The organism is Glutamicibacter sp. AOP38-B1-38, assembly GCF_052377485.1.
GTDB lineage: Bacteria > Actinomycetota > Actinomycetes > Actinomycetales > Micrococcaceae > Glutamicibacter.
On sequence record NZ_JBQSWU010000017.1, the window covers coordinates 1 to 24,835 of the forward strand.

General features: G+C 58.4%; 26 protein-coding genes and 1 tRNA gene. 15 read left to right on the forward strand and 12 right to left on the reverse strand.

What is annotated here, in order from left to right:
• Positions 1 to 9 precede the first annotated feature (9 nt).
• Complete coding sequence (locus ACT3TP_RS11200; protein WP_096283001.1) at positions 10 to 1,152, reverse strand: glycosyltransferase family 4 protein; 1,143 nt, start codon at positions 1,150 to 1,152, stop codon at positions 10 to 12.
• An 882-nt stretch (positions 1,153 to 2,034) separates the two neighbouring features.
• Between ACT3TP_RS11200 and ACT3TP_RS11205 the strand changes: the two genes are divergently transcribed.
• Positions 2,035 to 2,904 (forward strand): DMT family transporter, encoded by an 870-nt coding sequence (locus tag ACT3TP_RS11205; protein WP_444620607.1) that lies wholly within the window; start codon positions 2,035 to 2,037, stop codon positions 2,902 to 2,904.
• Here ACT3TP_RS11205 and ACT3TP_RS11210 read toward each other — a convergent pair.
• The gene (locus ACT3TP_RS11210) at positions 2,901 to 3,104 is read right to left on the reverse strand and encodes a hypothetical protein (RefSeq protein ID WP_096282917.1); all 204 of its coding nucleotides are present in this window, start codon (positions 3,102 to 3,104) and stop codon (positions 2,901 to 2,903) included. The two genes, ACT3TP_RS11205 and ACT3TP_RS11210, sit on opposite strands and share 4 nt — an antisense overlap.
• Before the next feature lie 168 nt (positions 3,105 to 3,272).
• Here ACT3TP_RS11210 and ACT3TP_RS11215 point away from each other — a divergent pair, with 168 nt between their 5' ends.
• Both ACT3TP_RS11215 and ACT3TP_RS11220 read left to right on the forward strand, forming a co-directional pair.
• Positions 3,273 to 3,818, forward strand: a complete 546-nt coding sequence (locus ACT3TP_RS11215) for a peptidylprolyl isomerase (protein WP_096282918.1) — start codon at positions 3,273 to 3,275, stop codon at positions 3,816 to 3,818.
• 248 nt (positions 3,819 to 4,066) lie between these two features.
• The gene (locus ACT3TP_RS11220; protein WP_176484042.1) at positions 4,067 to 4,774 is read left to right on the forward strand and encodes a rhomboid family intramembrane serine protease; all 708 of its coding nucleotides are present in this window, start codon (positions 4,067 to 4,069) and stop codon (positions 4,772 to 4,774) included.
• A gap of 494 nt (positions 4,775 to 5,268) precedes the next feature.
• Here the strand turns inward: ACT3TP_RS11220 and ACT3TP_RS11225 are convergent, their stop codons facing one another.
• Positions 5,269 to 5,883, reverse strand: coding sequence for a LysE/ArgO family amino acid transporter (locus tag ACT3TP_RS11225; RefSeq protein ID WP_444615401.1), 615 nt, complete (start codon positions 5,881 to 5,883; stop codon positions 5,269 to 5,271).
• A gap of 71 nt (positions 5,884 to 5,954) precedes the next feature.
• Between ACT3TP_RS11225 and ACT3TP_RS11230 the strand changes: the two genes are divergently transcribed.
• Entirely contained in the window at positions 5,955 to 6,839 is an 885-nt protein-coding gene (locus tag ACT3TP_RS11230) for an ArgP/LysG family DNA-binding transcriptional regulator (protein WP_444615402.1), read from the forward strand.
• A gap of 82 nt (positions 6,840 to 6,921) precedes the next feature.
• Positions 6,922 to 7,239 carry a DMT family transporter gene (locus ACT3TP_RS11235; protein ID WP_096282922.1) on the forward strand — a complete coding sequence of 106 codons (318 nt, stop codon included), beginning with the start codon at positions 6,922 to 6,924 and terminating at the stop codon, positions 7,237 to 7,239.
• Positions 7,240 to 7,242: 3 nt separating this feature from the next.
• On the opposite strand, the gene ACT3TP_RS11240 is transcribed toward ACT3TP_RS11235, so the two are convergent.
• Entirely contained in the window at positions 7,243 to 7,500 is a 258-nt protein-coding gene (locus ACT3TP_RS11240; protein WP_096282923.1) for a cell division protein CrgA, read from the reverse strand.
• Positions 7,501 to 7,713: 213 nt separating this feature from the next.
• Between ACT3TP_RS11240 and ACT3TP_RS11245 the strand changes: the two genes are divergently transcribed.
• Genes ACT3TP_RS11245 through ACT3TP_RS11255 form a run of 3 tightly spaced genes read left to right on the forward strand, consistent with a single transcriptional unit; the run spans position 7,714 to position 9,308 of the window.
• The gene (locus ACT3TP_RS11245) at positions 7,714 to 8,490 is read left to right on the forward strand and encodes a class E sortase (protein WP_444620608.1); all 777 of its coding nucleotides are present in this window, start codon (positions 7,714 to 7,716) and stop codon (positions 8,488 to 8,490) included.
• A gap of 9 nt (positions 8,491 to 8,499) precedes the next feature.
• Positions 8,500 to 8,667: a hypothetical protein gene (locus tag ACT3TP_RS11250; protein WP_176484044.1), complete on the forward strand. Its 168-nt coding sequence runs from the start codon at positions 8,500 to 8,502 to the stop codon at positions 8,665 to 8,667.
• Positions 8,664 to 9,308: an anthranilate synthase component II gene (locus tag ACT3TP_RS11255; protein WP_096282925.1), complete on the forward strand. Its 645-nt coding sequence runs from the start codon at positions 8,664 to 8,666 to the stop codon at positions 9,306 to 9,308. The genes ACT3TP_RS11250 and ACT3TP_RS11255 overlap by 4 nt, the downstream gene beginning before the upstream one ends.
• Here ACT3TP_RS11255 and pknB read toward each other — a convergent pair whose 3' ends face one another.
• The 7 genes from pknB to ACT3TP_RS11290 form a co-directional block, all read right to left on the reverse strand.
• A complete protein-coding gene (gene pknB / locus ACT3TP_RS11260; RefSeq protein WP_444620609.1) occupies positions 9,309 to 11,225 on the reverse strand; it encodes a Stk1 family PASTA domain-containing Ser/Thr kinase in 1,917 nt (638 codons plus the stop codon).
• Entirely contained in the window at positions 11,222 to 13,018 is a 1,797-nt protein-coding gene (locus tag ACT3TP_RS11265; protein WP_444620610.1) for a protein kinase domain-containing protein, read from the reverse strand. The genes pknB and ACT3TP_RS11265 overlap by 4 nt, the downstream gene beginning before the upstream one ends.
• Complete coding sequence (locus ACT3TP_RS11270; RefSeq protein ID WP_444620611.1) at positions 13,015 to 14,409, reverse strand: penicillin-binding transpeptidase domain-containing protein; 1,395 nt, start codon at positions 14,407 to 14,409, stop codon at positions 13,015 to 13,017. Before ACT3TP_RS11270 ends, ACT3TP_RS11265 begins: the two co-directional genes overlap by 4 nt.
• 62 nt (positions 14,410 to 14,471) lie before the next feature.
• Entirely contained in the window at positions 14,472 to 15,860 is a 1,389-nt protein-coding gene (locus ACT3TP_RS11275; protein WP_444620612.1) for an FtsW/RodA/SpoVE family cell cycle protein, read from the reverse strand.
• Positions 15,857 to 17,254, reverse strand: coding sequence for a PP2C family protein-serine/threonine phosphatase (locus ACT3TP_RS11280; protein WP_444615408.1), 1,398 nt, complete (start codon positions 17,252 to 17,254; stop codon positions 15,857 to 15,859). The genes ACT3TP_RS11275 and ACT3TP_RS11280 overlap by 4 nt, the downstream gene beginning before the upstream one ends.
• A 3-nt stretch (positions 17,255 to 17,257) precedes the next feature.
• Positions 17,258 to 17,737: an FHA domain-containing protein FhaB/FipA gene (locus ACT3TP_RS11285; protein WP_444615409.1), complete on the reverse strand. Its 480-nt coding sequence runs from the start codon at positions 17,735 to 17,737 to the stop codon at positions 17,258 to 17,260.
• Positions 17,734 to 18,555: an FhaA domain-containing protein gene (locus tag ACT3TP_RS11290; RefSeq protein ID WP_444620613.1), complete on the reverse strand. Its 822-nt coding sequence runs from the start codon at positions 18,553 to 18,555 to the stop codon at positions 17,734 to 17,736. The genes ACT3TP_RS11285 and ACT3TP_RS11290 overlap by 4 nt, the downstream gene beginning before the upstream one ends.
• Positions 18,556 to 18,825: 270 nt before the next feature.
• Here ACT3TP_RS11290 and ACT3TP_RS11295 point away from each other — a divergent pair.
• Both ACT3TP_RS11295 and ACT3TP_RS11300 read left to right on the forward strand, forming a co-directional pair.
• A tRNA-Leu gene (locus ACT3TP_RS11295) sits at positions 18,826 to 18,909 on the forward strand.
• Positions 18,910 to 19,232: 323 nt separating this feature from the next.
• Positions 19,233 to 19,748 (forward strand): YdeI/OmpD-associated family protein, encoded by a 516-nt coding sequence (locus ACT3TP_RS11300; RefSeq protein WP_444615411.1) that lies wholly within the window; start codon positions 19,233 to 19,235, stop codon positions 19,746 to 19,748.
• Here the strand turns inward: ACT3TP_RS11300 and ACT3TP_RS11305 are convergent, their stop codons facing one another.
• Positions 19,749 to 20,792: a LacI family DNA-binding transcriptional regulator gene (locus ACT3TP_RS11305; RefSeq protein ID WP_444615412.1), complete on the reverse strand. Its 1,044-nt coding sequence runs from the start codon at positions 20,790 to 20,792 to the stop codon at positions 19,749 to 19,751.
• 138 nt (positions 20,793 to 20,930) lie between these two features.
• On the opposite strand from ACT3TP_RS11305, the gene uriH reads away from it, so the two are divergent.
• From uriH to ACT3TP_RS11330, 5 genes are all read left to right on the forward strand, one after another.
• Positions 20,931 to 21,890, forward strand: a complete 960-nt coding sequence (gene uriH, locus ACT3TP_RS11310; protein ID WP_444615413.1) for a uridine-preferring nucleoside hydrolase UriH — start codon at positions 20,931 to 20,933, stop codon at positions 21,888 to 21,890.
• 91 nt (positions 21,891 to 21,981) lie between these two features.
• Complete coding sequence (locus ACT3TP_RS11315; RefSeq protein WP_444615414.1) at positions 21,982 to 22,680, forward strand: dienelactone hydrolase family protein; 699 nt, start codon at positions 21,982 to 21,984, stop codon at positions 22,678 to 22,680.
• 77 nt (positions 22,681 to 22,757) lie between these two features.
• Positions 22,758 to 23,189, forward strand: coding sequence for a universal stress protein (locus tag ACT3TP_RS11320; RefSeq protein ID WP_096282935.1), 432 nt, complete (start codon positions 22,758 to 22,760; stop codon positions 23,187 to 23,189).
• Between the two features lie 95 nt (positions 23,190 to 23,284).
• Positions 23,285 to 24,004, forward strand: coding sequence for a LysR family transcriptional regulator substrate-binding protein (locus ACT3TP_RS11325; protein ID WP_444615415.1), 720 nt, complete (start codon positions 23,285 to 23,287; stop codon positions 24,002 to 24,004).
• 42 nt (positions 24,005 to 24,046) lie between these two features.
• On the forward strand, positions 24,047 to 24,835 hold the full coding sequence (locus ACT3TP_RS11330) for an enoyl-CoA hydratase/isomerase family protein (RefSeq protein ID WP_444620614.1): 789 nt from the start codon (positions 24,047 to 24,049) through the stop codon (positions 24,833 to 24,835).

Below are 24,835 nucleotides of genomic sequence, written 5' to 3' on the forward strand. Positions count from 1 at the left end.
TCAATTCGACTACTGGCTGACGCGGGCACGCATCACATTCTTGTAATGGCCCAGCAACTGTTCACCGATACTGAACCACGTCCGCTCTTGCACGCTCAGATAGGCGGTTCGAGCAAATGCCAGCCGCTTGGCATCATCGTAAATCAGGTCGCTCACCCGGGCGCGAAGCTCATTGAGATCTCCCGGGGCGTAAAGCCACCCTGTGCGCGAGGAATCCACTAAATCCAGTGGCCCTCCCCTGCCCACCGCTACGACCGGCACAGCGCAAGCCATGGCTTCTTGGATGGTTTGGCAGAAGGTTTCCGAGGCGCCTGGATGGACGAAAACATCAAAAGATGCAATGACCTCCGCTAATCGGGTACCCGAGAGGAAGCCGGTGAAGTGGGCATCGGGCAACGCATTGCGTAGTTCGTCTTCCAAAGGCCCGGAACCAACCACCACGATTCGGGTGTTCGGCAGCGAATTGAGCACCCGAAGATCTGCCACCTGCTTCTCTGCGGCCAGGCGGCCTACATAGCCAATGATGCGTTCACCATTGGGTGCGATAGCCGTACGGAACTTTATATCGCGACGATCTGGTGTGAACTGAACGGTATCCACTCCCCTGCGCCCCAACGCGAGCCGTGTAACGCCCAGAGATTCGAGCTGGCGCCTAGAAAAGGAACTTGGCACCAGCGTGAGGTCCGCGGCCGTGTGAATGGCTCTGACGTGTTCCCAGAGCCTCTCGGTGAGCCATGGCATCCGATAACGCGCCGCGTAGGTCGGCACTTCGGTTTGATACATCGCAAGAGTCGGGATATCCAATTCCTGGGCGGCGCGCAAGGCACGCCAGCCCAGGAGGAAAGGACTTGCCAGGTGAACTACGTCGGGAGCTTCCTTGGCCAGGATTTTTTTGAGCCGGCCGGTGCCGCCGGCGGCCAGGCGCACTTCTGGATATCTGACCATGGCGACTGAAGGGACGGTGATTACCGGAAAGCCCTTGTACGTCCGTGGCACGCTATGGCCCTTGAGCTCACCGGACAGTGAGCCCGCCGGGGTGATAACCACCGCGCTATGGCCGGTGAGGGCCAAATGATCGAGGGTCCTTAGGACCGAATTGGTGACCCCATTGACGTGGGGCAGGAACGATTCAGCAACGATAGCAACCTTCACATCTCCATACTGCGGTTTCGGGGTAACGCCGAGCTTAACGTGCCCTACAGCGTTCATTAACTTCTAGCATCGGCCAATCGCCAGGTAGTCATATCCCACGAAAATTATCGAAGGCGACTCTACCTAGGCGGCCGCCGAACATGGTTCATGGCGGTGAACAGAAAGTAGATCGGGACCTTCGACTCGGAGTCTTGCGTTTCCCGGTACTCATTCGGCCGGGCGGCGCGAGCGGACATATTTCCCCCGGACCTTCCTGGCTTCGCAAGGGTTGTGGAATCTCCGCCTCCGGAGATGCCATTGCGCGGTTGGACGGGTCCCGAGGACCGGAACCGGATTCGCGTTGGCAGCGAGACCGGTTCTAGTGGGCTATGGGCCCGGAGCAATTACCTCGAGCGGTGTTTTCCATCATGCCGGCGGGAACTGTCGTTAGGATCGTGCCGATCCCGGTGACCTTCCGCTTGCCGTCGATTTCAGTTTCCGCCATTGCCTTTGCCGCCACGATTATGGCCGCCCGAAGTGTTGCCCTATCAGTGAGGCTGGGGCGTTGGTCCTGTTCGCGGTGTATATGCCCAGCCGCTTGGGGCTGGCCGGTGGCAACGAGATCGCTAAATTTCCAATGGGTCCCGAAGCAGTCCCTCGCGCGATCGGCGTGGAAAGTGGCATGCAGAATTTTCGGATTGGCAGCTGTTTGACCAGTCAGAGTTTCTCCGCCGAAGCCGGCCATTCCTGTGCCGTGTTTGTGCCGCAAGAGGGATGGGCGAATCGATTTATTAGAGCTTGAGTTGGGTGTATGCATAAATGCGTATATATAAATACGAATCTTGGCGGGCTGACTCCGGGCTCGGCTCAAGGCAGTGATCCTGAACTTGTAAGCTTAGCCGGGTGACGTTCTTATTGGCCGCGGTGGGAATACTCGGCATTTCAGCTTCTGGCCCCATCATCGCGGCATTTCCCAGCGTCCCGGTGATGTCCATGGCGTTCTGGCGCAATGCGGCAGCGGCCCTCATTCTTGCCGGGCCTTCGATCAGGAAGAATCCTCGGGCGTACCTGCAATTCACTCGCCGCGAATGGTTTTATCTTCTCGTGGCCGGCAGCGCGCTTGCCCTGCACTTCGTGTGTTTCATGTTTGCCGTCCGAATGACCAGCGTGGCAGCGGCTACCGCCTTGGTTTGCATTCAGGGTGTTTGGATAGCTTTGTTTCAGTCCCTGCGCGGAGTTCGCTACCGCTCCCCGGTAATTATCGGTATGAGCGTCGCGATCCTAGGAGTAGTGACGATCACCGGATTCGATTTGGGGCAGGGGCGCATCGCATTCTTCGGAGACCTCCTGGCGCTAGCCGGTGGCATCCTTGCGGCTATTTATACCTTCGCCGGCGCAGCGGCACGGCGCACCATGACGACGTCCAGGTACACCTCGATCTGCTATGCGGTCACCGCGGTGTTGCTGCTGCTGATGTGCTTCTTTACCGGCCAACCGCTCTGGGGGTTTGATGCTTGGGGTTGGTTGGGGATCATCTTGCTGACGGTGTGCGCACAGTTATTCGGGCATACCGCGATGAACCATTTGTTGAGTGTTCTCGGCCCGTTGACGGTTTCGACGTTGATCTTGTTGGAGATTCCGGGCGCTGCACTGCTCGCGGCTTTGCTCTTGGGCCAGGTGGTTCCCGTCGGGACCTATCTGGGTTTAGGGATTATTCTGCTGGGACTCGTGCTGGTGGTGCGTGGGCAGGCCAAGCCCAAACTTGAGGCCTAGTCCTCGGAAATAAGCTTTTGGACTTCGGCGACGTCCGCCTCGCGGGATTCAACAGGTTGTTGCGGTTCGGCGATTTTTGGTTCATTTTCCCAGGGGTCCTCGACCGGCCTGGAAGCCTTCCACATGGCGACCCCCAAGGCCACGAGTCCGACGAACACGCCGAATGCTAAAAGTTTTCCTGCTGCACTTTTCTTGCTCATGGTTGCTCCCTAATGAATCAATTTTCGTTACCAGCTACCTCCAGACTAGGCAGTTAGCCGATACGAGGCCAGTGTTCAACAGGCGCACTCGGATAATGGCGGAAATGTTTCACTCAACGCGTACCCCAGCTTTGGCGGCCTCGGCCCTACTCATGGGAGAATAAAGCCATGACCGCAAACGCAACGCATAAAGCCACGATTCACACTACTTTGGGCGACATTGTCGTCGATCTTTTCGGCAACCACGCCCCGAAGACCGTAAAGAACTTCGTTGGCTTGTCGACCGGTGAGCAGGAATGGGTACATCCAGAGTCCGGTGACAAGAAGGCCAACACCCCGCTATACAGCGGCACCATCTTCCACCGCATCATCTCGGACTTCATGATTCAGGGTGGCGACCCACTGGGTCAGGGCTTCGGCGGCCCAGGCTACCAGTTCGATGACGAGATCCACCCAGAACTGGACTTCAACGAGCCATACAAGCTAGCGATGGCAAATGCCGGTATCCGCATGGGCCGTGGAACCAACGGTTCCCAGTTCTTCATCACCACCGTCCCAACCGCTTGGTTGCAGGGCAAGCACACCATTTTCGGTGAAGTGACCGAAGCCGAATCACGCAAGATCGTCGACGCGCTGAACGCGGTCGCCACTGACGGCCGTGACAAGCCAACGGAAGATGTTGTTATCAACTCGGTAGATATCGAGACCCTGTAACACCCTCTTTACCGACGTCGGCTCCGGTGATTCCCTAGTGGAGTCGCCGGAGCCGACGTATTTAACAGACAAACGCGCAAATGAGATCAAGGTTGAGATAGATGTCTTACGGTCAAGTGACTCCCGCGGGCCAAACCGCCCCCACCTGTTTTAAGCACCCCGAAACGATCTCATATGTGTCATGCACCCGCTGTGGTCGCCCGGTGTGCCCACGCTGTCAGGTACCTGCACCTGTCGGAGTCCAGTGCGTGGAATGCGTCAACCAAGCAAACAAGAACATTCCCACGCAGCGCACCGAATTTGGCGCACGAGCGCGCCAGGGTGCCCCGATTGTCACTTATACGTTGATCGCACTTAACGTCCTGGCCTATATTGCACAGTGGGTCATCCCGGGAACCACCGAGAGTATGGTGCTGGTGCCCGCGCTGGCTGGGTGGGAACCCTGGCGCCTGATCACTAGCGCATTCGCTCACTCAACTGGATCCATTTTTCACTTGGCGATGAACATGTACGGAGTTTACCTCTGTGGTGTATTCCTAGAGCCTCGCTTAGGTCGGGCCCGCTTCGGCTGGTTGTATCTGCTCAGCGCTCTAGGCGGGTCATTGGGGATCCTGTTGCTTAGCCCCGCGCTGAGTGCCACCTTGGGAGCTTCGGGCGCACTGGCGGGACTTTTCCTTTCCCTCTTCGTGGTCTTTCGCACCAACAAGCAAGTGCTGCGGCAAATGGGTATCGTGCTGGCGCTAAATATTGTGCTCGGCTTCGTCGTCTCGGGGATCTCGTGGCAAGGACACTTAGGTGGCGCCGTGATTGGCGCGCTAGCTGCCGCCTGCATCGTCCTGGTGCCCCGTAATCCACAGCGTTCAAAGATTCAGTTCACGTTGCTGGGGATTATGACGATACTTGTTGCCGTGGCGATATATCTTTCCGCAGCAGCGGTCAAATGGCCGATGGGCTAATTCGAACTCTCTGGACCCGAGTTATCCACACAATTTATCCACACTGTTAATAACTTACATCCGTGTAACTCACAATTGAATGCCAATCCCCCACCGCTGAGACCCCCGAAGTTCCGCGGATATGCCATCCGAGGTATTGAATACGCACAGCCTTACCCACATTTGTGGATAACTTTTAAACAGGGCCTGTAGATAGCGATACTACGAAGGAGCATGAGGGGTGTGATTGCTTGTTCGAATCTTTAAGCGAATCGGCATATTTTGGGGATATCCCTGATATAGGCGTGATGTCCACACGAGTAATCCACAGTGTTAATAACTTACAACCATGTGATTCCACAGCCTTTATTCGACCCTGACTAGGTCTTTTCTATAATATATACAAGTAGTCTCAGTGTTATCCCCATCTGTGGATAAAGTTGTGAACAAGTAAGCGCGACTGTTCTCCACAGGGCATGTGGATAAGCCGTTAATACTGTGGATATCTGACGCGCCTAGTCAAAGAGCGGCAGTACTAGCAAGGCAGCAAAAGCGGCCATGAAGACGCAGATAATTCCGTCAAGAACGCGCCAAGACTTGGCGCTGGAGAACACCCGGGCTAAAAACCTTGAGGCATAGCCAAGGGCGACAAACCAAGCGATGCTGGCGGCTATCGCACCACCGGCGAAGTGCCACTTCCCCTCACCTTGCGTGACAGCCACCGAACCTAGCAGCAGCACGGTATCCACATAGACATGCGGATTAAGCCAAGTCAGCGCAAGCGAGGCCAGAATGACGGATAGCCTGGCGGTCGGCGCCGATGACTTCGATGTACTCAGAACACCCGGAGAAATTGCCCGACGTAGCGCGAAAATTGCATAGCAAGCAAGGAAGATGAACCCACCTACCCTCGCATAAGTGAGAATCCATGGTGCGCGCTCAACGATGGCGCCGATTCCGGACACGCCTGCGAGGATCAGCAAAATGTCTGACAGAGCGAAGATGCATACCGTTAGTAGTACGTGCTCTCGTCTGATTCCCTGGCGCAAAAGAAAGGCATTCTGAGCTCCGATGGCAATGATTAGCGAAAGCCCTGTGGAGAAGCCGAGGAGTGCTGACGTGTGGATCATGAGGTAACCGTAGAAGAAACTCTTTTTCGCTGTCGAACTTAAAAAACTGATGTTGCATTAGTGTTTCTAATGTGAATCTTGATCTTGAGCACCTAGACACACTTCTTGCGGTGGTGGATGCAGGCAGCTTCGACGATGCTTCTATCGACCTTGGCGTGACCCCGTCCGCAATCAGCCAACGTATAAAAGCCTTGGAAAGCCGCCTCGGTTCAATATTGCTGGTGCGCAGTCGGCCCGTGAAACCAACGGAGAAGGGTGCCAGAGTTCTGCGATACGCTAGACAGATTTCCTTGTTGGGCACAGAATTCAGCCACGAACTCATGCGAGACGAGGTGCTTCAGGGCAAAATCACGCTCTCGATCGGCGTAAATTCCGATTCTCTCGCGACCTGGTTTTCTCCCGTATTCACCGAACTGACTCGGTGGCCGCAGCTTAGCTGCGAGATTCTACGCACCGACGAAAATCTCACCATGGAACTACTTCGCACCGGACGGGTCAGCGGCGTGGTGACTAATAGCCCAGAAGTAGCGCAAGGATGCTCCGTGCAGCGACTAGGGGCTATGCGATACCGAGCGGTAGCGGCGCCAAACTTCTTGAGCGCGTGGGCTGCTCAGGATCTGTCGCAAATGCCGATAGTACTTTTTGATCGAGCAGACCCGCTCCAGCACCAAATGCTTGAGCTTATAGACAGCTCGAAGAATCGACCTACCGGAACTATTTATTACGTCCCGGACTCTTCGCAGTTTGTCCAGGCAATACGCGCCGGCATGGGTTGGGGTATGGTGCCGGAGCAACAATTGTGCTCAGCGCCGGAGCTGAAAGCACTCGACGATAGTTGGTTCATCGACGTCCCCTTGTACTGGCAGCGCTGGTCGGTGGATTCACCTGCGCTTGACCGGCTCGGGTCCATATTGCTCAATGCCGCAGAGCAAAACGGGCTAGATTTGCTAATCTGAGAGGGAGTCGGCAGCAAGCCCACTCCCGGACGAGGGAGCCGTACCCGGAACGACAGCTAAGACGGCCAGTAAGGTAACTGGCATGTATTGGCTAATTCTTGTGATCTCGGGGCTATTTGAAGCGGTTTGGGCTACAGCATTGGGGATGAGCTCAGGGCTCACAAAACTCGTCCCAACAATTATCTTTTTCACTGCGCTAGTGATTTCAATGGGCGGGCTAGCCTACTCAATGAAAGAAATCCCCACCGGGACCGCCTATGCGGTCTGGGTGGGGATTGGGGCTTCTCTGACGGTCATCTATTCAATTGTGACCGGTCAAGAAGCATTCTCAGCACTGAAAGTATTCTTTATCGTGGGGCTGATCGGCTGCGTAATCGGGCTTAAAGCCGTCAGTCACTAAACGCTATTTCCAGCCAGTCGTCATGAAGAAGCCGACCATGGCAATGCCAAAGCCGATGACAATGTTCCAACCGCCAATACTAGGGATTGGGAATAGTGTCTGCGAAATGTAATAAACAATAATCCAGACCAATCCCAGGAGCATCAAGCCGAACATCACTGGCTTGTACCAGCTGGGCATGGGCTTATCCACCGCATGTGCGCCTTGTGCTGTCTGCTGGGACTGTGTTTTGTTCTTGCGTCGTGGCTTAGACTCTGGCACTAGAACGCTCCCTCGGCTTCATCCGCATAGTGTAGTAAATGTGGGAGACTCTCAGGTCTTCCCGGTAGGCTTGGGGCAGGTAATGAACGAAAGCTCGCATCGATTTCCTGCGTAGATTCCATACTAGCCGTAATGTGCATAGTCCATTGATTTACGGTTCACGGAAGTTCACCCGTTTTCTAATGCCCGATCGCCAAAAGGAGCATCACCGTAGTGAATCGTGTAGCGTCCGCGCCCGGGCGAAGAATGGCTCGTGAAAAGCAAACGGTCGGAAGCAGGATCACTGGATTCCTCGGTGAACTGCTCATTACCTTAGGCATCGTCCTGATGCTTTATGTCGTCTGGGAACTGTGGTGGACGAATATCGATTCTGCGAATGCCCAGAAAGAAGTCACGCAGAACCTAGTTCAAGACCTAGGCGATGTGGTGATTCCCGAAGAAGGCGTCGAAGAAGAAGAGGAAATCGACTACGGCCCTGCGCCGGTGGCCGAAGCTGATCCGGGGGACACCTTCGGGATCATGTACTTCCCAACCTTCGGTAAAGAGGGGACTCACCATCCGGTGAGCTACGGTGTGCAGAGTTCCGTGATCGATAATCTCGGAATCGGTTACTACCCGAATACCCAGTTGCCGGGAGAAAAAGGCAATTTTGCGGTCGCCGCTCATCGCCAGACCCACGGACAGGTCTTTTGGGATATCGATAAATTGGATAATGGGGACCACGTCTACTTGCAAACCAAGGAAGGCTATTACACCTACACCTGGTTTGACACTGAAATCGTAGCTCCGTCCAATGGCGACGTTCTGCTTCCAACGCCCCATCAGTGGGGCGTTGAGCCCACGGAATCAATTCTCACGATGACCAGTTGCCACCCGCCATTTAGCACCCGTGAACGCATCATTGCCTATTCCGAGCTGACCGATTGGCGCCCACTAGATGCCGGTCCGCCCAAGGAAATTCGGGAACTCGTTGCAGACGCCACAAGCTAGGGAGAAATAATGTACGCATGGATTTTTCGAAATCTGCCAGGACCGGTGTGGTTACGCATTATTGAGGCATTGATCCTGATCGCTGCGGTCGTGTTGTTGCTGATGGTGTATGTTTTCCCATGGCTGTCGCAATACAGCCCATTTACCGATTCTACGATTGGCCAGATAACCCCGTGAGTACCACCAAGATCCTCGTAATCGACAATTACGATAGCTTCGTCTACACCCTCGTCGGTTATCTTCAAGAGCTCGGCGCGGAAACAACCGTGTACCGCAATGACATGATCAGCCTCGAGCAGGCGATCGAACTTGCTTCCGAGTACGACGGGGTGCTGGTTTCTCCTGGACCAGGGGATCCTGCCGGAGCTGGAGTGAGCATCGACCTGATCAAGTGGTGCGGTGCGCACTCCAAGCCGATGCTCGGCGTCTGTCTGGGCCACCAGGCCCTAGCCGAAGCCTATGGAGGCACGGTCACGCATGCCGAAGAGCTGATGCATGGGAAGACCTCATTGGTCAGCCATGAAAATCATCCGGTTTTCAAGGACGTGGCCAATCCATTTACCGCCACGCGCTACCACTCGCTCGCTGCCATACGCGAGAGCATCCCGGAGTCCTTGGAAATTATCGCGCAAACCGCCGGGGGAGTCGTCATGGGATTGGCACATCGCAGCGCGCCGCTGTGGGGGCTGCAATATCACCCCGAATCCGTGCTCACCGAACAGGGCTATCAGATGCTCGGCAACTGGTTGGAGTTCGTAGGTCTGCAGGGCGCGGCCGGCAAAGCCGCAACCCTTAGTCCACTATTCAGCGGAGAGTAGCTACCCCTCTTGGTTTCCTCTGCCTTGACCATTGCCATTCCCAGGTCCGCTTGTGGACTGAGGAGGCTTTGACGATTCTGGCGTCGAAGAAGTAGCTTCTTCTGGCTCGTCAGTTGCCTCGGACTCTTCCGAATCATCGGAAGGTTCCGAGGGCGTAGGGGTTTCGCTGGGAGTGGGTTCGGCCCGTTTAATCGCTTCAGATACCTTCACCAGCGATCCCTGGGGGGCTTCCGTGCCGGCGACGGGATCCTGCAAGAAGAGCGTGCCTGGCTCCTCATCGCTCTCGACCTCAAGGAACTGCGCACGCAGTCCCACATCATCTGATGTGAGTGCCTTTTCCGCTTCATCGCGGCTCATCCCAGTAATGTCTGGAACCTTGACCATACCCGTTGAAAGAATCAGGTCAACGGTCGAACCAGCCTTGACCTTCGAGCCTAGCTCAGGGCTGGTACCAATCGCCCAATCGGTAGGGATGCTCGGGTGGTTTTCGCGGCTAACTTCGCCAACGACCAGTCCTGCTTCGCGGATTGCATCGCGGGCTGCCACTTCGGATTGGTTCTCCAAGGACTCAGGGATAACCCGATCCTCGGATCCATCGGAGATGAAAAGCTTCACCGTGGAATCCTTGGGAAGATTCGTCCCGTCGTTCGGATCGGTGCGCGTGGCCTTATTCTCATCAATGTCGTCGCTGAATTCATGTTCGACGTTCACCTTGAAGGTCGCATCATTCAGCAATCGCGTCGCGTCCTCCTCCGAAAGGTTCTTAACCTCGGGAACTGCCACTGGCGCGCGCTGTTCTGCCTCCGCCTGCAGGGAGCGAATGACCAGGAAACTAGCGATGCCCACGGCGAGCAAGGCGATAATGGTCAACAACCAAATCAGGCCACGATTCGACCGATGGTCCCGGGGCTCGGTCTGCCGAGCATCTGAACGGGAGGAAAAGACCGGGTGCTCGCTGGTGACCGGGTGCCGCGGTGGGGAACTCTCTTCTGCACGCTCATAAAATGGCACGCTAGCGGCGAGAATCGTGGCCGACTCGTCTCGGTATTCAATGCCGTTTTGCGCATCCTCTAGGGCCGTGGCAAAGGCTCCGGCGGACTGGAAGCGTTGGTCCCGTTCCTTGGCCAGGGATTTGAGCACCACCGGGTCATAGATTTCCGGGAGATCGCTGTTGACCTCACTCGGCGGAACTGGGTTCTCGCCGACATGCTGGTAGGCGACCGAAACCGGGGAGTCCCCGGTAAAAGGAGGCTGATGGGTGACCAACTCGTAGAAGAGGCAACCGGCGGAGTAGATATCCGAACGGTAGTCCACCAACTCACCGCGCGCTTGTTCGGGAGAGAAGTACTGCGCGGTGCCAACTACCGCGGCAGTCTGCGTCATCGTCGCTGAGGTGTCCATGGCCCGGGCGATTCCGAAGTCCATGAGTTTCACGTGGCCCTCATCGGTCAACATGATGTTGGCCGGCTTGATATCGCGGTGCACCACATTTTTCATATGCGAATGATCCAGCGCATCGCATACGCCGCGAATTAGTTCGACCGCATACTGTTCGTCGACTTGCTCTTCGCTCAGTACCTGCTTCAAGGTTCGTCCGGAAACATATTCCATGACGATATATGGAGAGGTGGCATTGCTGTGTTCGGTAGCCGGAAGCTCACCGGTGTCATACACGGCAACGATATTCGGGTGGCTCAGCCCGGCTACCGATTTCGCTTCGCGACGGAATCTGTTGACCACCATCGGATTATCCGCTGTGTCCTGCCGCAGGACCTTCACCGCGACCTTGCGCGCGAGCGTATGATCGGTGGCCAAGTACACGTCGGCCATGCCACCGCGGCCGATCAACGAGTGAATTTCGTAGCGGTCGGCGATCAGCCGGGGCAAGCCTGGCGGCAATGCATCAAATTCACTCATGGTGCTTCGCTTATGCCTGTTTCTTCTGGTGCTGGCGAATCGGTGGGGCTTGACGTTGGTGTGGTGCTAGGCGTCGACGAAGGGGTCTCCTCGGGCTCTGGACCCGAGGAAATCACCAAGGTGACACGAGAGCCAGGGGAGACCTGGGTGCCTTCGACAGGCATCTGGCTCAGCACCGTGCCGGCAACGGAAGAGTCGTACTCTTCCCCTCCCTTAGCCACGGCAAGTCCGGAATCCTGCAGCAGCTTCTGTGCTGCCTCATAGCTCATTCCGGTGACCGCGGGAACCTCGGTCATTTCGGGAGCCTTGGCATAGCTGACGTTGATGGTGGAACCCGGTTCAACGCTGCCGGTCGGGGACACCGACAAGACCTCGCCCGGTTCGGAACTGGAAGTTTCTTCTGCTGCGGCAGCTACGTCCAAGCCAAGCGCCTCCAGCACGCTGGTCACCGCGTCGATGTCCTGCCCGACCAAGTTAGCGGGCACGGTGACGAACTGGGCCGACTCCGTTGGTTCGGAGCTCTCCTCGCTAGGCTCGTTGGTTTCCTCGCTAGGTTCGGTGGTTTCCTCGCTTGGTTCGGAGCTTTCCACAGAGGCGGTGGTGCTGGCCGGCGGAACGGTCGGCTCCTCATTCGAAGAGTTGATCTTGGGAATCAGCCAAGTGCCGAGGGCGATGAGCGCGGCCAGGACGATGACAACCACCAATGGAATGATCCACGGGTTGCGCTTTTCCTCGGCATAGTCGTCTTGACGGTCAACCTGATGCTCGTCGAAGCCTTCGTCATCATAGCCTGCGGCGGCGAGCCCGGCTTCGGCCGGTGCCACTACGGTCGGCATGGCGTTGGTCAACGGCGGAGCGGTTTCGACAGGGGTCACCGCGCGGGTGGCGTCATCGTCGATGTTCAATGCCTGGGTGGCATCATCTTGCACGCCGGTGATCAGCATACCGGGTACGGCGATGGTCGCGGTGTTCGTATCCCCCTTGCGCAGTGCCTCGGCGGCGTCGGCCAGCGCGTTGGCGTTAGCTGGACGGTCTGCCGGGTTCTTGGCGAGCATCGACATGACCAATTGGCGCACTGGTGCCGGAAGCGAATCCGGCAGGGCCGGAGGCGCGTCGTTGACCTGGGCCAAGGCGATGGCGATCTGTGATTCACCGGTGAAAGGGCGACGTCCTGCAAGGCACTCGTATCCGATGACACCCAGTGCATAGATGTCCGAGCTGCCGGTGGCGATCTGTCCGGTAGCCTGCTCGGGGGCCAGATACTGGGCGGTGCCCATCACCTGTCCGGTGGCGGTCAGCGGGACCTGGTCGGCCAGACGTGCGATGCCGAAGTCGGTAATCTTCACCACGCCGGTAGGCATGACCAAGATATTTCCCGGCTTCACGTCGCGGTGAACCAAGCCGTGCTCGTGGGCTGCGGCCAAGGCGCGCGCGGTTTGAGCGATCAGCGACAAGGTGCGGTCCACCTCGAGCTTGCGCTCGCGTTCGATGATCGTCGAAAGCGGTGGGCCCGGAACGAGTTCCATGACCAGGTACGCGGAGCCTTGCTCCTCACCGTAATCGAAGACTCCGGCGATGCCCGAGTGGTTCAGCAGCGCCGTGTGGCGCGCTTCGACGCGGAAACGAGTCAAAAAACTCTCGTTGTCCGTGTATTCCTCTTTGAGGATCTTGATCGCTACTAGACGCCCGAGAACCTGGTCTCGTGCCTTCCAGACCTCGCCCATGCCACCGATCGCGATGCGGTCGGTCAGCTTGTATCGACCGCCCAAGGTGGTGCCCGTTACTGGCCTCACTTGTTGAACACCGCCTCTGTCATCTTCTTCATCAGTGACCCGGCCGTGTTGTGGCCGGTGTTGTAAGGTACATCGTGAATTGCGATAGTGATCGCCACCTGTGGATCGTCTCCCGGGGCAAAGCCCGTCATCCAAGAATTGAATAAGGCAGTTCCGTTGGCGTCTTCACGCCCGGTCTGCGCGGTGCCGGTCTTGGCGCGAAGATCGACCCCCGGAACGCGTGCGTTCATTGCCGTGCCGGAAGCAACCGGCCCAGCCATCATGTCCGCAACTTCGTTAGCGATTTCGGGCGTCGTCGCCGTCGAGAACGCCTTCGGTTTGGGTTCTTCAATTACACGCAAATCAGGAGCAACCACTTTCTTGACCAAATTGGGCTGCATGATGACGCCGTCATTTGCGATTGCCATGGCAACCATGTTCATTTCCAAGGGTGTCGCCTTGGTATCATCTTGGCCAATGACAGCGCGTGCAAACTGATCCTTTGTGCGGTTTTCCGGGAATGTGCTCGGGCGAACGGAGAGCGGAATTTCAAGCTGCTGGCCAAAGCCAAAGCGCTCGGCCACGTCGGAAAACGGCTTCTCTCCGAGATCTAGAAGCATCGCACCAAACGGGGTGTTGCAGCTTTGCGTGAAGATGAAGTCCAGTGTGGCAGTTGGCCTTCGATCGCAAATGCCCGCGGAGAAGTTTGTTAGCGGTGGTCCACTGCCCACATCGAGGCTACTCGGATTCTGCAGTTCTGTGGTTCGATCGTATTCCCCAGACTCCAGGGCCGCCACCACGTTGAGGATCTTGAAGGTCGAACCGGGCCAGATAGGCGTATCAATCGCCGGGTTGACGTAAGTGCTCAGGCCCTTGGAGCTATTCAGCTCCTTCATGTTCTCCGCCGCAGCAGAGGTCGAATGCACCGCCAGATCGTTTGGATCGTAGCTCGGCTTCGAAGCCATGGCCAGAATGTCTCCGGTTTTCGGATCCGTCACCACAATAGTGGCCTCTAAGTCGTTGGGAATCATCTCGTAGGCTTGCTTCTGGAGTTCCCCGTCGATGGTCAACTCGACCGATGCGCCTTCCGCGGTTTGTCCGGTGAACATCGCGGTGAGCCGGTCAAAGACGAGGTCGGAACTGCTGCCGGTCAACCAGTCATTGAGCTCTGATTCCAGGTGTGTGCTGCCATTGGCCAAAGAGTAGTAACCGGTTAGGTGAGCGTACTGCTCGGGGTCGTTGTACTGGCGCTGATAGGTGAATTGACCGTCGTCGGTGGGTACCGATTCGGCAATGGGTTTGCCATCCACCAAAATGGCACCACGCGGCAGGTCGAACTCGCGGAAGAGCTGACGCTTATTCAACGAGTTCTCGGCAAGTTTATCGGAGCTGAAGAACTGGATGTAGCTCATTCCGGCCAGGCAAATCACAAACATCATGGTCAGCGCGATCCAGACGCGCTTAATGGCTTGATTCATACGTTCTTCACCGCCTTTGGGCTCGTAGCTCCCGGAGTCGCAATCTCGTCGGTTGGACCCACGCCGCCGGTCATCGGTCGGCGCGAGTTATGCGAAATCATCAGCAACAAGGAGATGATGATCCAATTGGCGAGCAAGGAGGAGCCGCCGGCCGCCATAAATGGAGTGGCCAGACCGGTCAGTGGAATCAAACGTGTTACGCCGCCGATGATGACGATGCACTGCAGCCCCAGGGTGAAGGACAACCCCGCCGCAAGCAGCTTGCCGAAGGTATCTCGCGAACCCAATGCGGCACGTAAACCGCGGCTGATCAGCAGCATGTACAGCAGGATAATAGCCGTCAGGCCGATCAGGCCGAGCTCTTCACCGAAGGAAGCGATGATCATATCCGAGTTCGCTAGCGGCACCCGGTAGGGGGATCCCTCACCTAAGCCGGTGCCGAAGAGACCGCCATCGGCCATGCCGAATAGTCCTTCGACGATCTGCATGCTGCCGCCCGTGGCCTGGTAGATCTCCGGGTCGAAGGCATTGAGCCAAACATCGATGCGCCGGGTCACGTGGCTCATCGTGGTGGCTGCGAAGACACCGCCGGCTGCGACCATGAGCAAGCCGATCAGCACCCAGGAGATGCGCGCGGTTGCCACGTAGATCATCACGATGAACAGTCCGAAGAAGAGAATCGAGGAACCCAGATCGCGCTGGACCACCAGCACTCCGATGGACAAGATCCAGGCCACCACCATCGGGGCCATATCGCGCCGGCGGGGCAATTGCAGCGGTCCGATTTTGCGCCCGGCCAGCAAGATCAGATCTCGGTTGGAGGAAAGATACCCGGCAAAGAAGATCGACAAGGTGATCTTTGCCAGCTCACCTGGCTGCATTGAGAATGCGCCGAGTCGAACCCAAATACGGGCACCGTTAATGGTCACGCCGAACCCTGGAATCATCGGCAGCAGCAGCAGGATAATGGATGCCAACAAGGCGATATAGGTAAATCGGCGAAGCATGCGATGATCGCGAATCGCCCACAGAACGATGGCGGCGATGATGACCGCGATAGCGGTCCAAAGCAGCTGCCGCATCGACTGACTTGTGGTTTTGGCCAAGTCAATACGGTGAATCATGGCTAGGCCAAGAGCGTTCAGGGCCACCGTAATCGGAAGTATTACCGGGTCGGCATATTTGGCGAAGATGCGCAGCATGATGTGCATCAACAGCGCGAGTCCAGCCAAAACTCCGGTCTGCACAAAGAAGTCTTTGCCGTCGTCGCTGTCCGAGGAACTTCCGACGAGGAAGAAGGCTGCGGCGCCCACGCTCAAGGCCAGCAGCAGCAGGACCAGCTCAAGGTTGCGCCGTGGAACCGGTGCGGTGTGCAGTTCGCTCATCGCATGATCTCCTGACAGTAGGCTGGCGGAAGGGGAAGGTCATCGCTGGCACCGTCTGCACCTGGTGCCAGGACCGGACAATTCTGTTTCGCTGTAACCAGCAACTCTTGAATCATCATGCTTGCGTGCTCAAGGCTGTCTGCCGGAATGGAGGATTCCACCCGTTGGCGCGAGTACTCTGGCAAGGCTTCGAGCGGGATATTGCTGACCGTATCAACCTCGGATAGCGAGATGGGGCCAAGCTCCTGCGGCACTCCCTTGTAGATGGCGACCTTGTCTCCGACAGCGCCAACATAGAACTGGGTTTGCGTCCACAGATAACCCCAGACCCCGAGCCCGATCACCAGAAGCGTGATCATGGTCAGCAGCAAGGGCATGATCCAACGGCGGTGCGGCGCACGCGACTCGAGCGGATCGAGGATTTCTCCGGCCGCAGGGGAGCGGTGCGTGAGCAGCGCGGCGGCGCGACGCTCGCCGGTGTGCTGGGTGACCACCGGTATCTGCCCGGTCTGCGTGGCAAGCTGCGCGGCTCCGACAAGGAGGTGGGGGCGCTGAGAAATTTCATGGCGCAGGACCGACGCGCTCGCCTCAACATCGCCTTCGGCGGCGATGGTCAGCTGGCCGGTATCCGGGGCCGGCTCGAGAACCGAGGGTTCGGCATCTTCGGATTCGTCGACCTCGACCAGCTCAAAGAGCACCACCGTGACATTATCCGGGGCGCCATTGCGCAAGGTCGTGGCCACGAGTTCATTGACGGCCGCATCCATATCTGCGGTGCCGCGCACGATTTGTTCGATTATGGGCACGGCTACCGCATCGGTTAGCCCATCGGAGCACAGCAGCCAGCGTTCGCCAGCGGTTGCCTCGAGCTGTTGTACATCAAGTTCGGGGGAGGCATCCGAATCGCCAAGCACGCGCAACAGCACGTTCTTATGCGGGTGGGTCTCTGCCTCGTGGGGTTGAATGCGCCCCTCTTCGACAAGCCGCTGCACGAACGTGTGGTCACGGCTGATCTGTTCAAACTCGTTGTTTTTCAGCCGGTATGCGCGGGAATCGCCAATGTGCGCCATGTGCAGGGTCTGCCCAGAGAGCAACAGCGAGGTGACGGTGGTACCCATTCCCGAAAGCTTCGGGTTCGCGCCCACTAGTTCGTTGAGAACCAGATTAGCCGCCTGGATTTCATCGGGAAGCGCATTTTGCGGGTCTGCAGTGTATCGATGGTCAAGATGTACCAGATCCAGCACGGTGGATGCCGAGGCCACATCGCCACCGACGTGTCCGCCCATGCCATCGGCAAGTACCGCAAGATATTCTCCCGCGTAAGCGGAGTCATCGTTCTTTTTGCGCACGCGTCCGACATCGGACATCGCCGCGAATTTGAGCTTTAAAGCCATTGGCTAGGCCTTCAATTCCAGGACAGTCTTCCCGATGCGGATTCGCTGTCCCGGTTCGACCGGCTGCGCGCGGGTGAGCTGGCTTTCGCCTATGAAGGTGCCGTTGGTGGAGCCAAGGTCTTCGATGAACCAACGGGAACCCTGTGGGAAAAGTCGGGCATGGCGGCCCGAGGCGTAGTCGTCTTCAAGCACCACGGTGGCATCCTGAGCGCGGCCGAACAGGATCGGCTGGCCCTGCAACGGGATACTGCGCCCTGCCAGGGGGCCTTCAACGATCTGCAGGGTATGTACTGCCTTGCGCGTGCTGATCTCTGGTTCGGCAAGTTCTGGATTCTTTTTCAGTGCCCGGGCGCTAGGTGCTCCGGTTCGAGCTCGGGTGCCGATCACCAAGTCACGGCGCATCGCACCGACGATGCTCAGCACGAGCAGCCAAATCAAGACAAGAAAGCCAAGTCGGAACAGGTTGAGAACCAGATCATTCATGCACGGCCTCCGTTGCTAGGCGTAATTAGGCGAAAGACTATCTTGGTCTGTCCGATAGTGATGATCGAACCGTCCAATATACGCGTCTCACCCGAAATCTTCTTACCGTCCACATAGGTGCCGTTGGTTGAACCTAGATCGGTGACGGCATAAGCGCCCTTGCCCTTCGCTTCGAAACGGACATGCTGCCGCGAAACGCCGGTGTCATCCACGGGGATGTCGGTGCTCGCCGAACGCCCAAGCACGATCGAATGGTGATGAAGCGCGAAGCGTTGTCCGTTGACCTCGACAATCGCCTGTTTGGGAAGCGGAGGGGCTGCCGCCGCCGGCGGGGGAGTAGGGCGTGGCTGAGCGGAGGTTTTGGGGTCCGCAGCTGCGGCGCCCTGTTCCTGCTGCGGCTTGGAGGCCTTCGCCTTGACCGGGGCCGAAGCTGCCGGGTTGGCGCTGGAGTCCTTGACGGAACCGGAAACTTCCATTTCGCCGGGCTTGAGCTCCTGGGAATTCACGAAATGAATCATGATGTTTCCTTGGACCGAATAGCCTTGGGTTACTGCATGTTCCGCGGTTACCTTGGCCATCTCGTTGACGACCGGTGAGTCCCACGACTTGGCCGTTGCAAAATCCTTGTCGCTCAACGAGACGATGAAATCGTTCGGAGCAAGACTGCGACCCTCGCTGATCGCCAGAATTCCACGATCCATTTCGTTGCGCAGGGCGCTGGTGAGTTCAACCGGCTTGATGTCTGCGGTGCTGGTGCCACGAAAGAAGCTGGTGACGACCTTCTCCAAGCCTCGTTCGACGTTGTCGAGAAAGCTCATTGCGTGTGCTCCTTTCCTGTAGTCCACGGCGTTTGAAGGCCTTGCGATCTTAGTCTGATGCCTTCGAGACACAGAACTTCATTATCGATCTTACTGTTTACAGCTGTGCAATTCCCGGAAATATCCTTGAAGGAACGACCAGCATCATATTCAACGCCCCAGCAGCCCAAAAGGTTTCATGTGGCGCTAAGCACATGTGGGCCCTCTGATTAGGTGAACGGCAAAAAGTGCGTGTAAGCTATTTCTTGTTGCCGCGAGAGCGGGAATCATGCGCGAGTGGCGGAATTGGTAGACGCGCTGGCTTCAGGTGCCAGTGCCCTTCGGGGCGTGGGGGTTCAAGTCCCCCCTCGCGCACATGTGGAAAGAACCTCTCACTGGTCTGAAAAGACCAAGTGAGGGGTTCTTTTCGTTAACTCGCAAATGATCTTGATTTCGGTTCATGGCTCATAATATGGAGCCAAGGGCTCAGGGCGTGCCAATAGCCAGCGCCCAGCGAGCGGCGAAAACCATCGCAGTAATCCTGGCCTCACGATCTGCACGATTCTCCTGATTCGAGAAAAATTATTCGCCGGGCGTGGGAGCAGCCACTTCTTCCCGGCCTTAAACCCGGCCATATTGCCTGCGCGGCCCATCACATAGAATCGGATTCGTTGGATTACCGAAACGATGAGGGCGTCATGGCAGGCACTAGCAAAAGCATCGAACTGGCCGGAACCGTGCACCAAATCGAGGATCGATTGGTGTTGCGCTTCGAGCAAGAATCCAGTCAAAAACTTCCCAGTCGTGGGCAGGTGGCTGTGCGGCTGGTGGATTCAAACCAAAGTCTCATAGTGGAACCGGATGGGCGCCGTGGGCATTGGCTGCCTGCCGAACAGCTTGATCTGGAACTCGGGCAGCGACCCGTATTGCAAGTGGCGATCGCCGAGCAGTGGCCCGAGGTAACCCTCCCAGAAGATCTAGCCGGCGCCCTTGACGACGCGAGCGATCTGCAGGACACCTGGGAAGGGCTGACTCCCATGGCCAGATGGGAATGGGCGCGGTGGGTCAAGTCGACGAAGAACGCCGCGACCCGACAGCGGCGGGTGGAAGTCAGCATTTCCAAGCTGCGCGACGGCAAGCGGCGCCCCTGCTGCTTTGACCTGTCTTCCTGCACCGACCCGGAAGTTGCCAAGAGCGGAAAGCTGATCGAGTAGTTATTGGGCCCCACCGCTAGAGGCGCGAATCATGAGTTCGCTGGACAGCAGTAATTGGGATCGCTCGAGGCCCTTGCCCTCGATCAGGGTGCGCAGCGCCAGGGCGGCCTCAATGCCTACGGCCTGGGCATCGAGGCGAACGCTGGTCAGCGAAGGGTTCGAGGTAGCGGAGAAGGGCAGGTCATCGAAGCCGGTGACCGCCAACTCTTCGGGGATCCGCACCCCAGCGACGCTTGCGCCATGCAATACGCCGTAGGCGTGCGTGTCCGTGGCGCAGGCCAACGCGGTGATGCCCGCGTGTTTCCATTGCTTCCAGTTCGCGGAGAAGGTCGCTGCGGCGTCTCCCATTTCAATGGTCGAGGATCTGATGGCGGTCGCCGGAACTTCCATGCCGTGTTCGGCCGCCGCGTCCAGAAAGGCTTCGCGCCGCATGCGCAGGGTGGCGGTTCCGGTGTTTGCGTCGAGATAGCCAACTTTGCGGTGGCCCTGTGCGGCGAGGTGTGCCGCCACATCTCGTGCGCCTTGGAGCACATCAAAATTCACCGATGGAACTTCTTCTGGCGCATCCGGCGCATCGAGGGCGATCATTGGCAAGGGGCTGGATAATTCGGCGAGGAATTCGGGCGTGGGCGCATGGACGAGCAATCCTGCTGGGCGCAGGCCCAGCAGGCGCCGGGTTTCGGCGGCGCTGGGCGACAGGCCGGCGTCGGTGACCGACAGCAGCAGCTGGTAATCCTCCCCGAGGACCCCGCGAACCCCGGCGATGAGCTTAGCGAAGAAGGGGTTTGAAATATCCGGGGCCACCAGAATGACCAGCGAGCTGACCCCGCGAGCCAGCGAACTGCCGATGCTATCCACGTAGTAGCCGAGTTCGCGAATAGACTCGCGAACTCGTGCTTCATTCCTTTTGGAGACTCGTCCGCTGGATTTGCCATTGGCCACCAGCGAGACGGTTGCCGTGGAAACTCCAGCATGGGCCGCGACCATGGCAGCGGTGACCTTGCGCGCTGGCTGGGGTTGGTTCGGCGAATCACCATTATTCATGGCTCCATCCTAGTGTGCCGTCGAGCGTGCGCAATGTCGGGGTTAAGCGCTTGACGCTTGGCGTTATCCGAGGAAGAATCGAGGGTAACTACACATCGAACTCCCGATAGCCGGCTATCGGGCGGATCAAGGGCGCACATGAGCACACCACGTAAGATCATCCTTGACTGCGATCCGGGGCACGACGACGCGGTCGCCATCCTGTTGGCCCATGGAAATCCGCAGATCGAGCTGCTTGCGGTAACGACCGTCGTCGGCAATCAGACGCTGGAGAAAGTCACCGACAATGCACTGGCGGTGGGCACCATCGCCGGGATCACCGGGGTGCCGTTCGCCGCCGGTTGCCCGCGCCCGCTGGTGCGCAATATCGAAACCGCACCCCAGGTGCATGGTGACTCCGGGATGGACGGCCCGGCCCAGCCTAGCCCGCGCATCGAATTGGACGAGCGTCATGCGGTGGACCTGATCATCGAAACGATCATGTCGCACGAGCCGGGGGAGATCACGCTGGTGCCTACCGGAGCGTTGACGAATATCGCGTTGGCGGTGCGCCGCGAGCCACGCATCGTCGAGCGCGTGCGTGAGGTCGTGCTGATGGGCGGCGGCTACCACACCGGGAACTGGAGCGCCGTGGCCGAATTCAACATCAAGATCGACCCCGAAGCGGCGCATATCGTCTTCAACGAGAACTGGCCGGTGGTCATGGTGGGCTTGGACCTCACGCACCAAGCGCTGGCCACCAAGGAGGTGGTGCGGCGCATCGAGCAAATCGGCACCGGCCCGGCAAAATTCGTGCGCGAGCTCATGGACTTCTTCGCCCAGGCCTACCATGACCACCAGGGCTTCGACGCCCCGCCGGTGCATGATCCCTGCGCCGTGGCCTATGTGATCGATCCAACCGTGGTGCGCACCCTGCGCGCGCCGGTCAGCGTTGAATTGCGCGGCGAACTGACCTTGGGCATGACGGTAGCGGACTTCCGCGCCCCGGCTTCGGCCGATTGCCACACCTCGGTGGCCGTGGATCTGGACCACGAACGCTTCTGGGATCTGGTTGTCGACGCCCTGGAACGCATCGGTGAGGTCGAGCTAACAGCGTAGTTTCTCCAAAATCCAGCTAATTGTGATGACAGTCAATGCCAAAGCGCACCGTCATGCATAGACTGGAGATAAATACAGCTCAGGAGGCGAAGTGGCAGTCAAAACCCCGCACCAGAACGTAACCTTCGAATCGTCCGGAACGCAGGCGCACGGCTATCTTGCGCTTCCCGAGTCCGGTAAAGGCCCCGGCGTCATCGTGATTCAAGAATGGTGGGGGCTCACCGACCACATTCGCGATATCGCAGACCGCCTCGCTGCCCAAGGCTTTGTCGCCCTGGCTCCGGATCTCTACGGCGGCTCGATCACCCATGATGGCGACGAAGCCGGCAAGATGATGTCCGAACTGCCCGCAGAAAAGGGCGCGGAGCTCTTATCGGGTGCGGTCGACTACCTGCTCGCCAGCGACTATGTCACCGGCGGCAAGCTGGGGGCCATTGGATTCTGCATGGGCGGCGGTTTTGTCCTGCAGCTGGCCGCTCAGCAGGGCGAAAAGATCAACGCCGCGGTGCCGTTCTACGGAGTCGGCCAGGGCGTGCCCAACGAATTCAGCGGCGTGCGCGCGGCAATCCAGGGCCACTACGCGAACTTCGACGACTCCTACCCGGCCACCGAGGCCAAGGTCCAGGAGGAGCAGATTCGCCGTGAATCCGGCGCCGAGGTCCGGTACTTCTACTACGACGCCAAGCACGCATTCCACAACGACGAGAACCCTGCGGGCAACTACGACGCCCAGCTCGCAGATCTCGCCTGGCAGCGTGCCGTGGACTTTTTGCGGCAAAAAGCCAACTAAGCGCATAAAGTGGTAGGCATCACAGTCGGTGTATGCCTCGAATACTTCCGAAGCAATCCAAAACTCAAGGAGAAATAATGTCTGAAACCATCCTCGTAGGTGTAGACGGTTCCGAAACTGCGCAGCGTGCAGCCCGCCGTGCCGCCGAACTTGCAGTGAAGCTCGACGCCGATCTGGTGGTGCTCACAGCTCACGCCTCGGACAACACGGAGGTCGTCTCCATCGGCAGCGACACCTGGATCCTCGACGACGCCGAGCAGGCTCGCAAGCTGGCCCAGCGTGTGGCAAATGACGTGCGCAACGCGGTGCCAGGCGTGAAGATCAGCGCCGCCGCCGGCCACGGCAAGCCAGGCGACGTCTTGATCGCCGATGCAACCGATCGCGGCGCCTCGATGATCGTCGTCGGCAACGTGGGCATGAAGGGCCTGGGCCGCGTGCTCGGCTCGGTCGCCTCCTCGGTAGCCCACTCGGCACCATGCGACGTGCTTGTGGTCAAGACCGACAAGTAAGCGAAGCTTGAACTGCGGCGGGTACGGATCTTTTCCGGCCCGCCGCAGGGCTTTAACCGCACCGCACCCCAGCAAAAGACCAGTAGGCTTTAACCGTGCAAAAACTTCGAGTTTCCTACGTAGCAGGCGTCACCCCGGGCAAGTGGATGGATCGCTTCACCGAACGCTACCCGCAGGTCGAATTCCAGGCTTCGCGCTACGATGGCGAAGACATCCTCAACCTGCTGGCAACCGATCAGGCCGATGCCGTCTTCGTGCGCTACGTCGGGGATTCGCCAAAGGACGCCACTCGGCATCTCATTCCGCTCTACGAAGAGCTCGAGGTCGTCTGTGCGGCTAAAGACCACGACGTCGAATACTACGAGGAAACCATCGACGAGCAGGAAGTCGCGAAATTCCCGCAGCTTGACCTGTCCGAATACCCGGAAGAGGCCGGCGGGATCCCGATCGCGATGGAAGTTGTCGCCTCCGGAGCGCAGGTACTGCGCGTTCCGCAGAGCATCGCCCGGCTATACCAGCGCAAGGACGTGGTCTATCGCCTCATCGAAGGCGGAGCGAGAACACAAATCGGGATCGCCTGGCCCACTGCCCTGGAGGATACCGAGCTGGTCGATGAATTCATCGGCATCGTCCGCGGGCGCAGTGCAAATTCTTCCCGCCAGGCCTCGGTGCGCAGCACCCAGAAGGAAGCCAAGGCGGTTAATGACAAGCTGCGAGCGGCAGCCAAGGAAAAAGCGAAGCTGCGTGCAAAGCAGGAAAAGCAGGCTAAGGCCAAGGCGCGTTCGGGCGGGGCCAAATCCCGCAAGCGCCGATAATAACCTAGTCAGCCATGCTAGAGACATGAGAGAGTAGGCAATATGGAGCAATTCGATACCCTCAGTCTGAGCACGCAGGGCAGCGCCCTGGTCATCACCATCAACCGGCCTGCCTCGATGAACGCACTGGCCCTGGAGGTCGTTGCAGACCTCGAGCGGGCTGTCGACTACCTTGAAGCCAGTGGGTTCAAGCACCGCGGAGTGGTCATTACCGGCGCGGGAGAGAAAGCCTTCGTAGCCGGGGCGAATATCGTGCAGATGAATACGATGGACGCCGCCGCGGCCGAGGCCTATGGCCGCCGCATGCACCAGGTCACCGAGCGACTCGAGTCGCTGCAGTTGCCGGTGATCGCCGCGGTAAACGGGTTCGCCCTGGGCGGCGGGTGCGAACTGGCCTTGGCCTGCGATTTCATCTACGCCTCGCAGAAGGCAAGCTTCGGACAGCCCGAGGTCACCCTCGGCCTGGTGCCCGGGTTCGGTGGATCGGTACGTCTGCCGCGCCGCGTGGGCAATGCGATGGCCCGCGAACTGATCTTCACCGGCCGCCGGATCAAGGCCGAGGAGGCACTGCGCATCGGCCTGGCCAACCGCCTGGTAGCCCCGGAAGAACTGCTCACCGAAGCCGTCGCGACCATCGAGGAAATGGCCAAGGTTTCCCCGACTGCCGTGGCGAACGCCAAGCGCGCCATGATTAAGATGGACTCCCTCGACGTCCACGCCGGCCTCGAGCTGGAAGCGCAGAGCTTCCGCGAGGCCTTTAATACCGCCGATTCCGTGGAAGGCCGGGCGGCATTCGTTGATAAACGTGCGGCGAACTTCCCCGGAAACTAG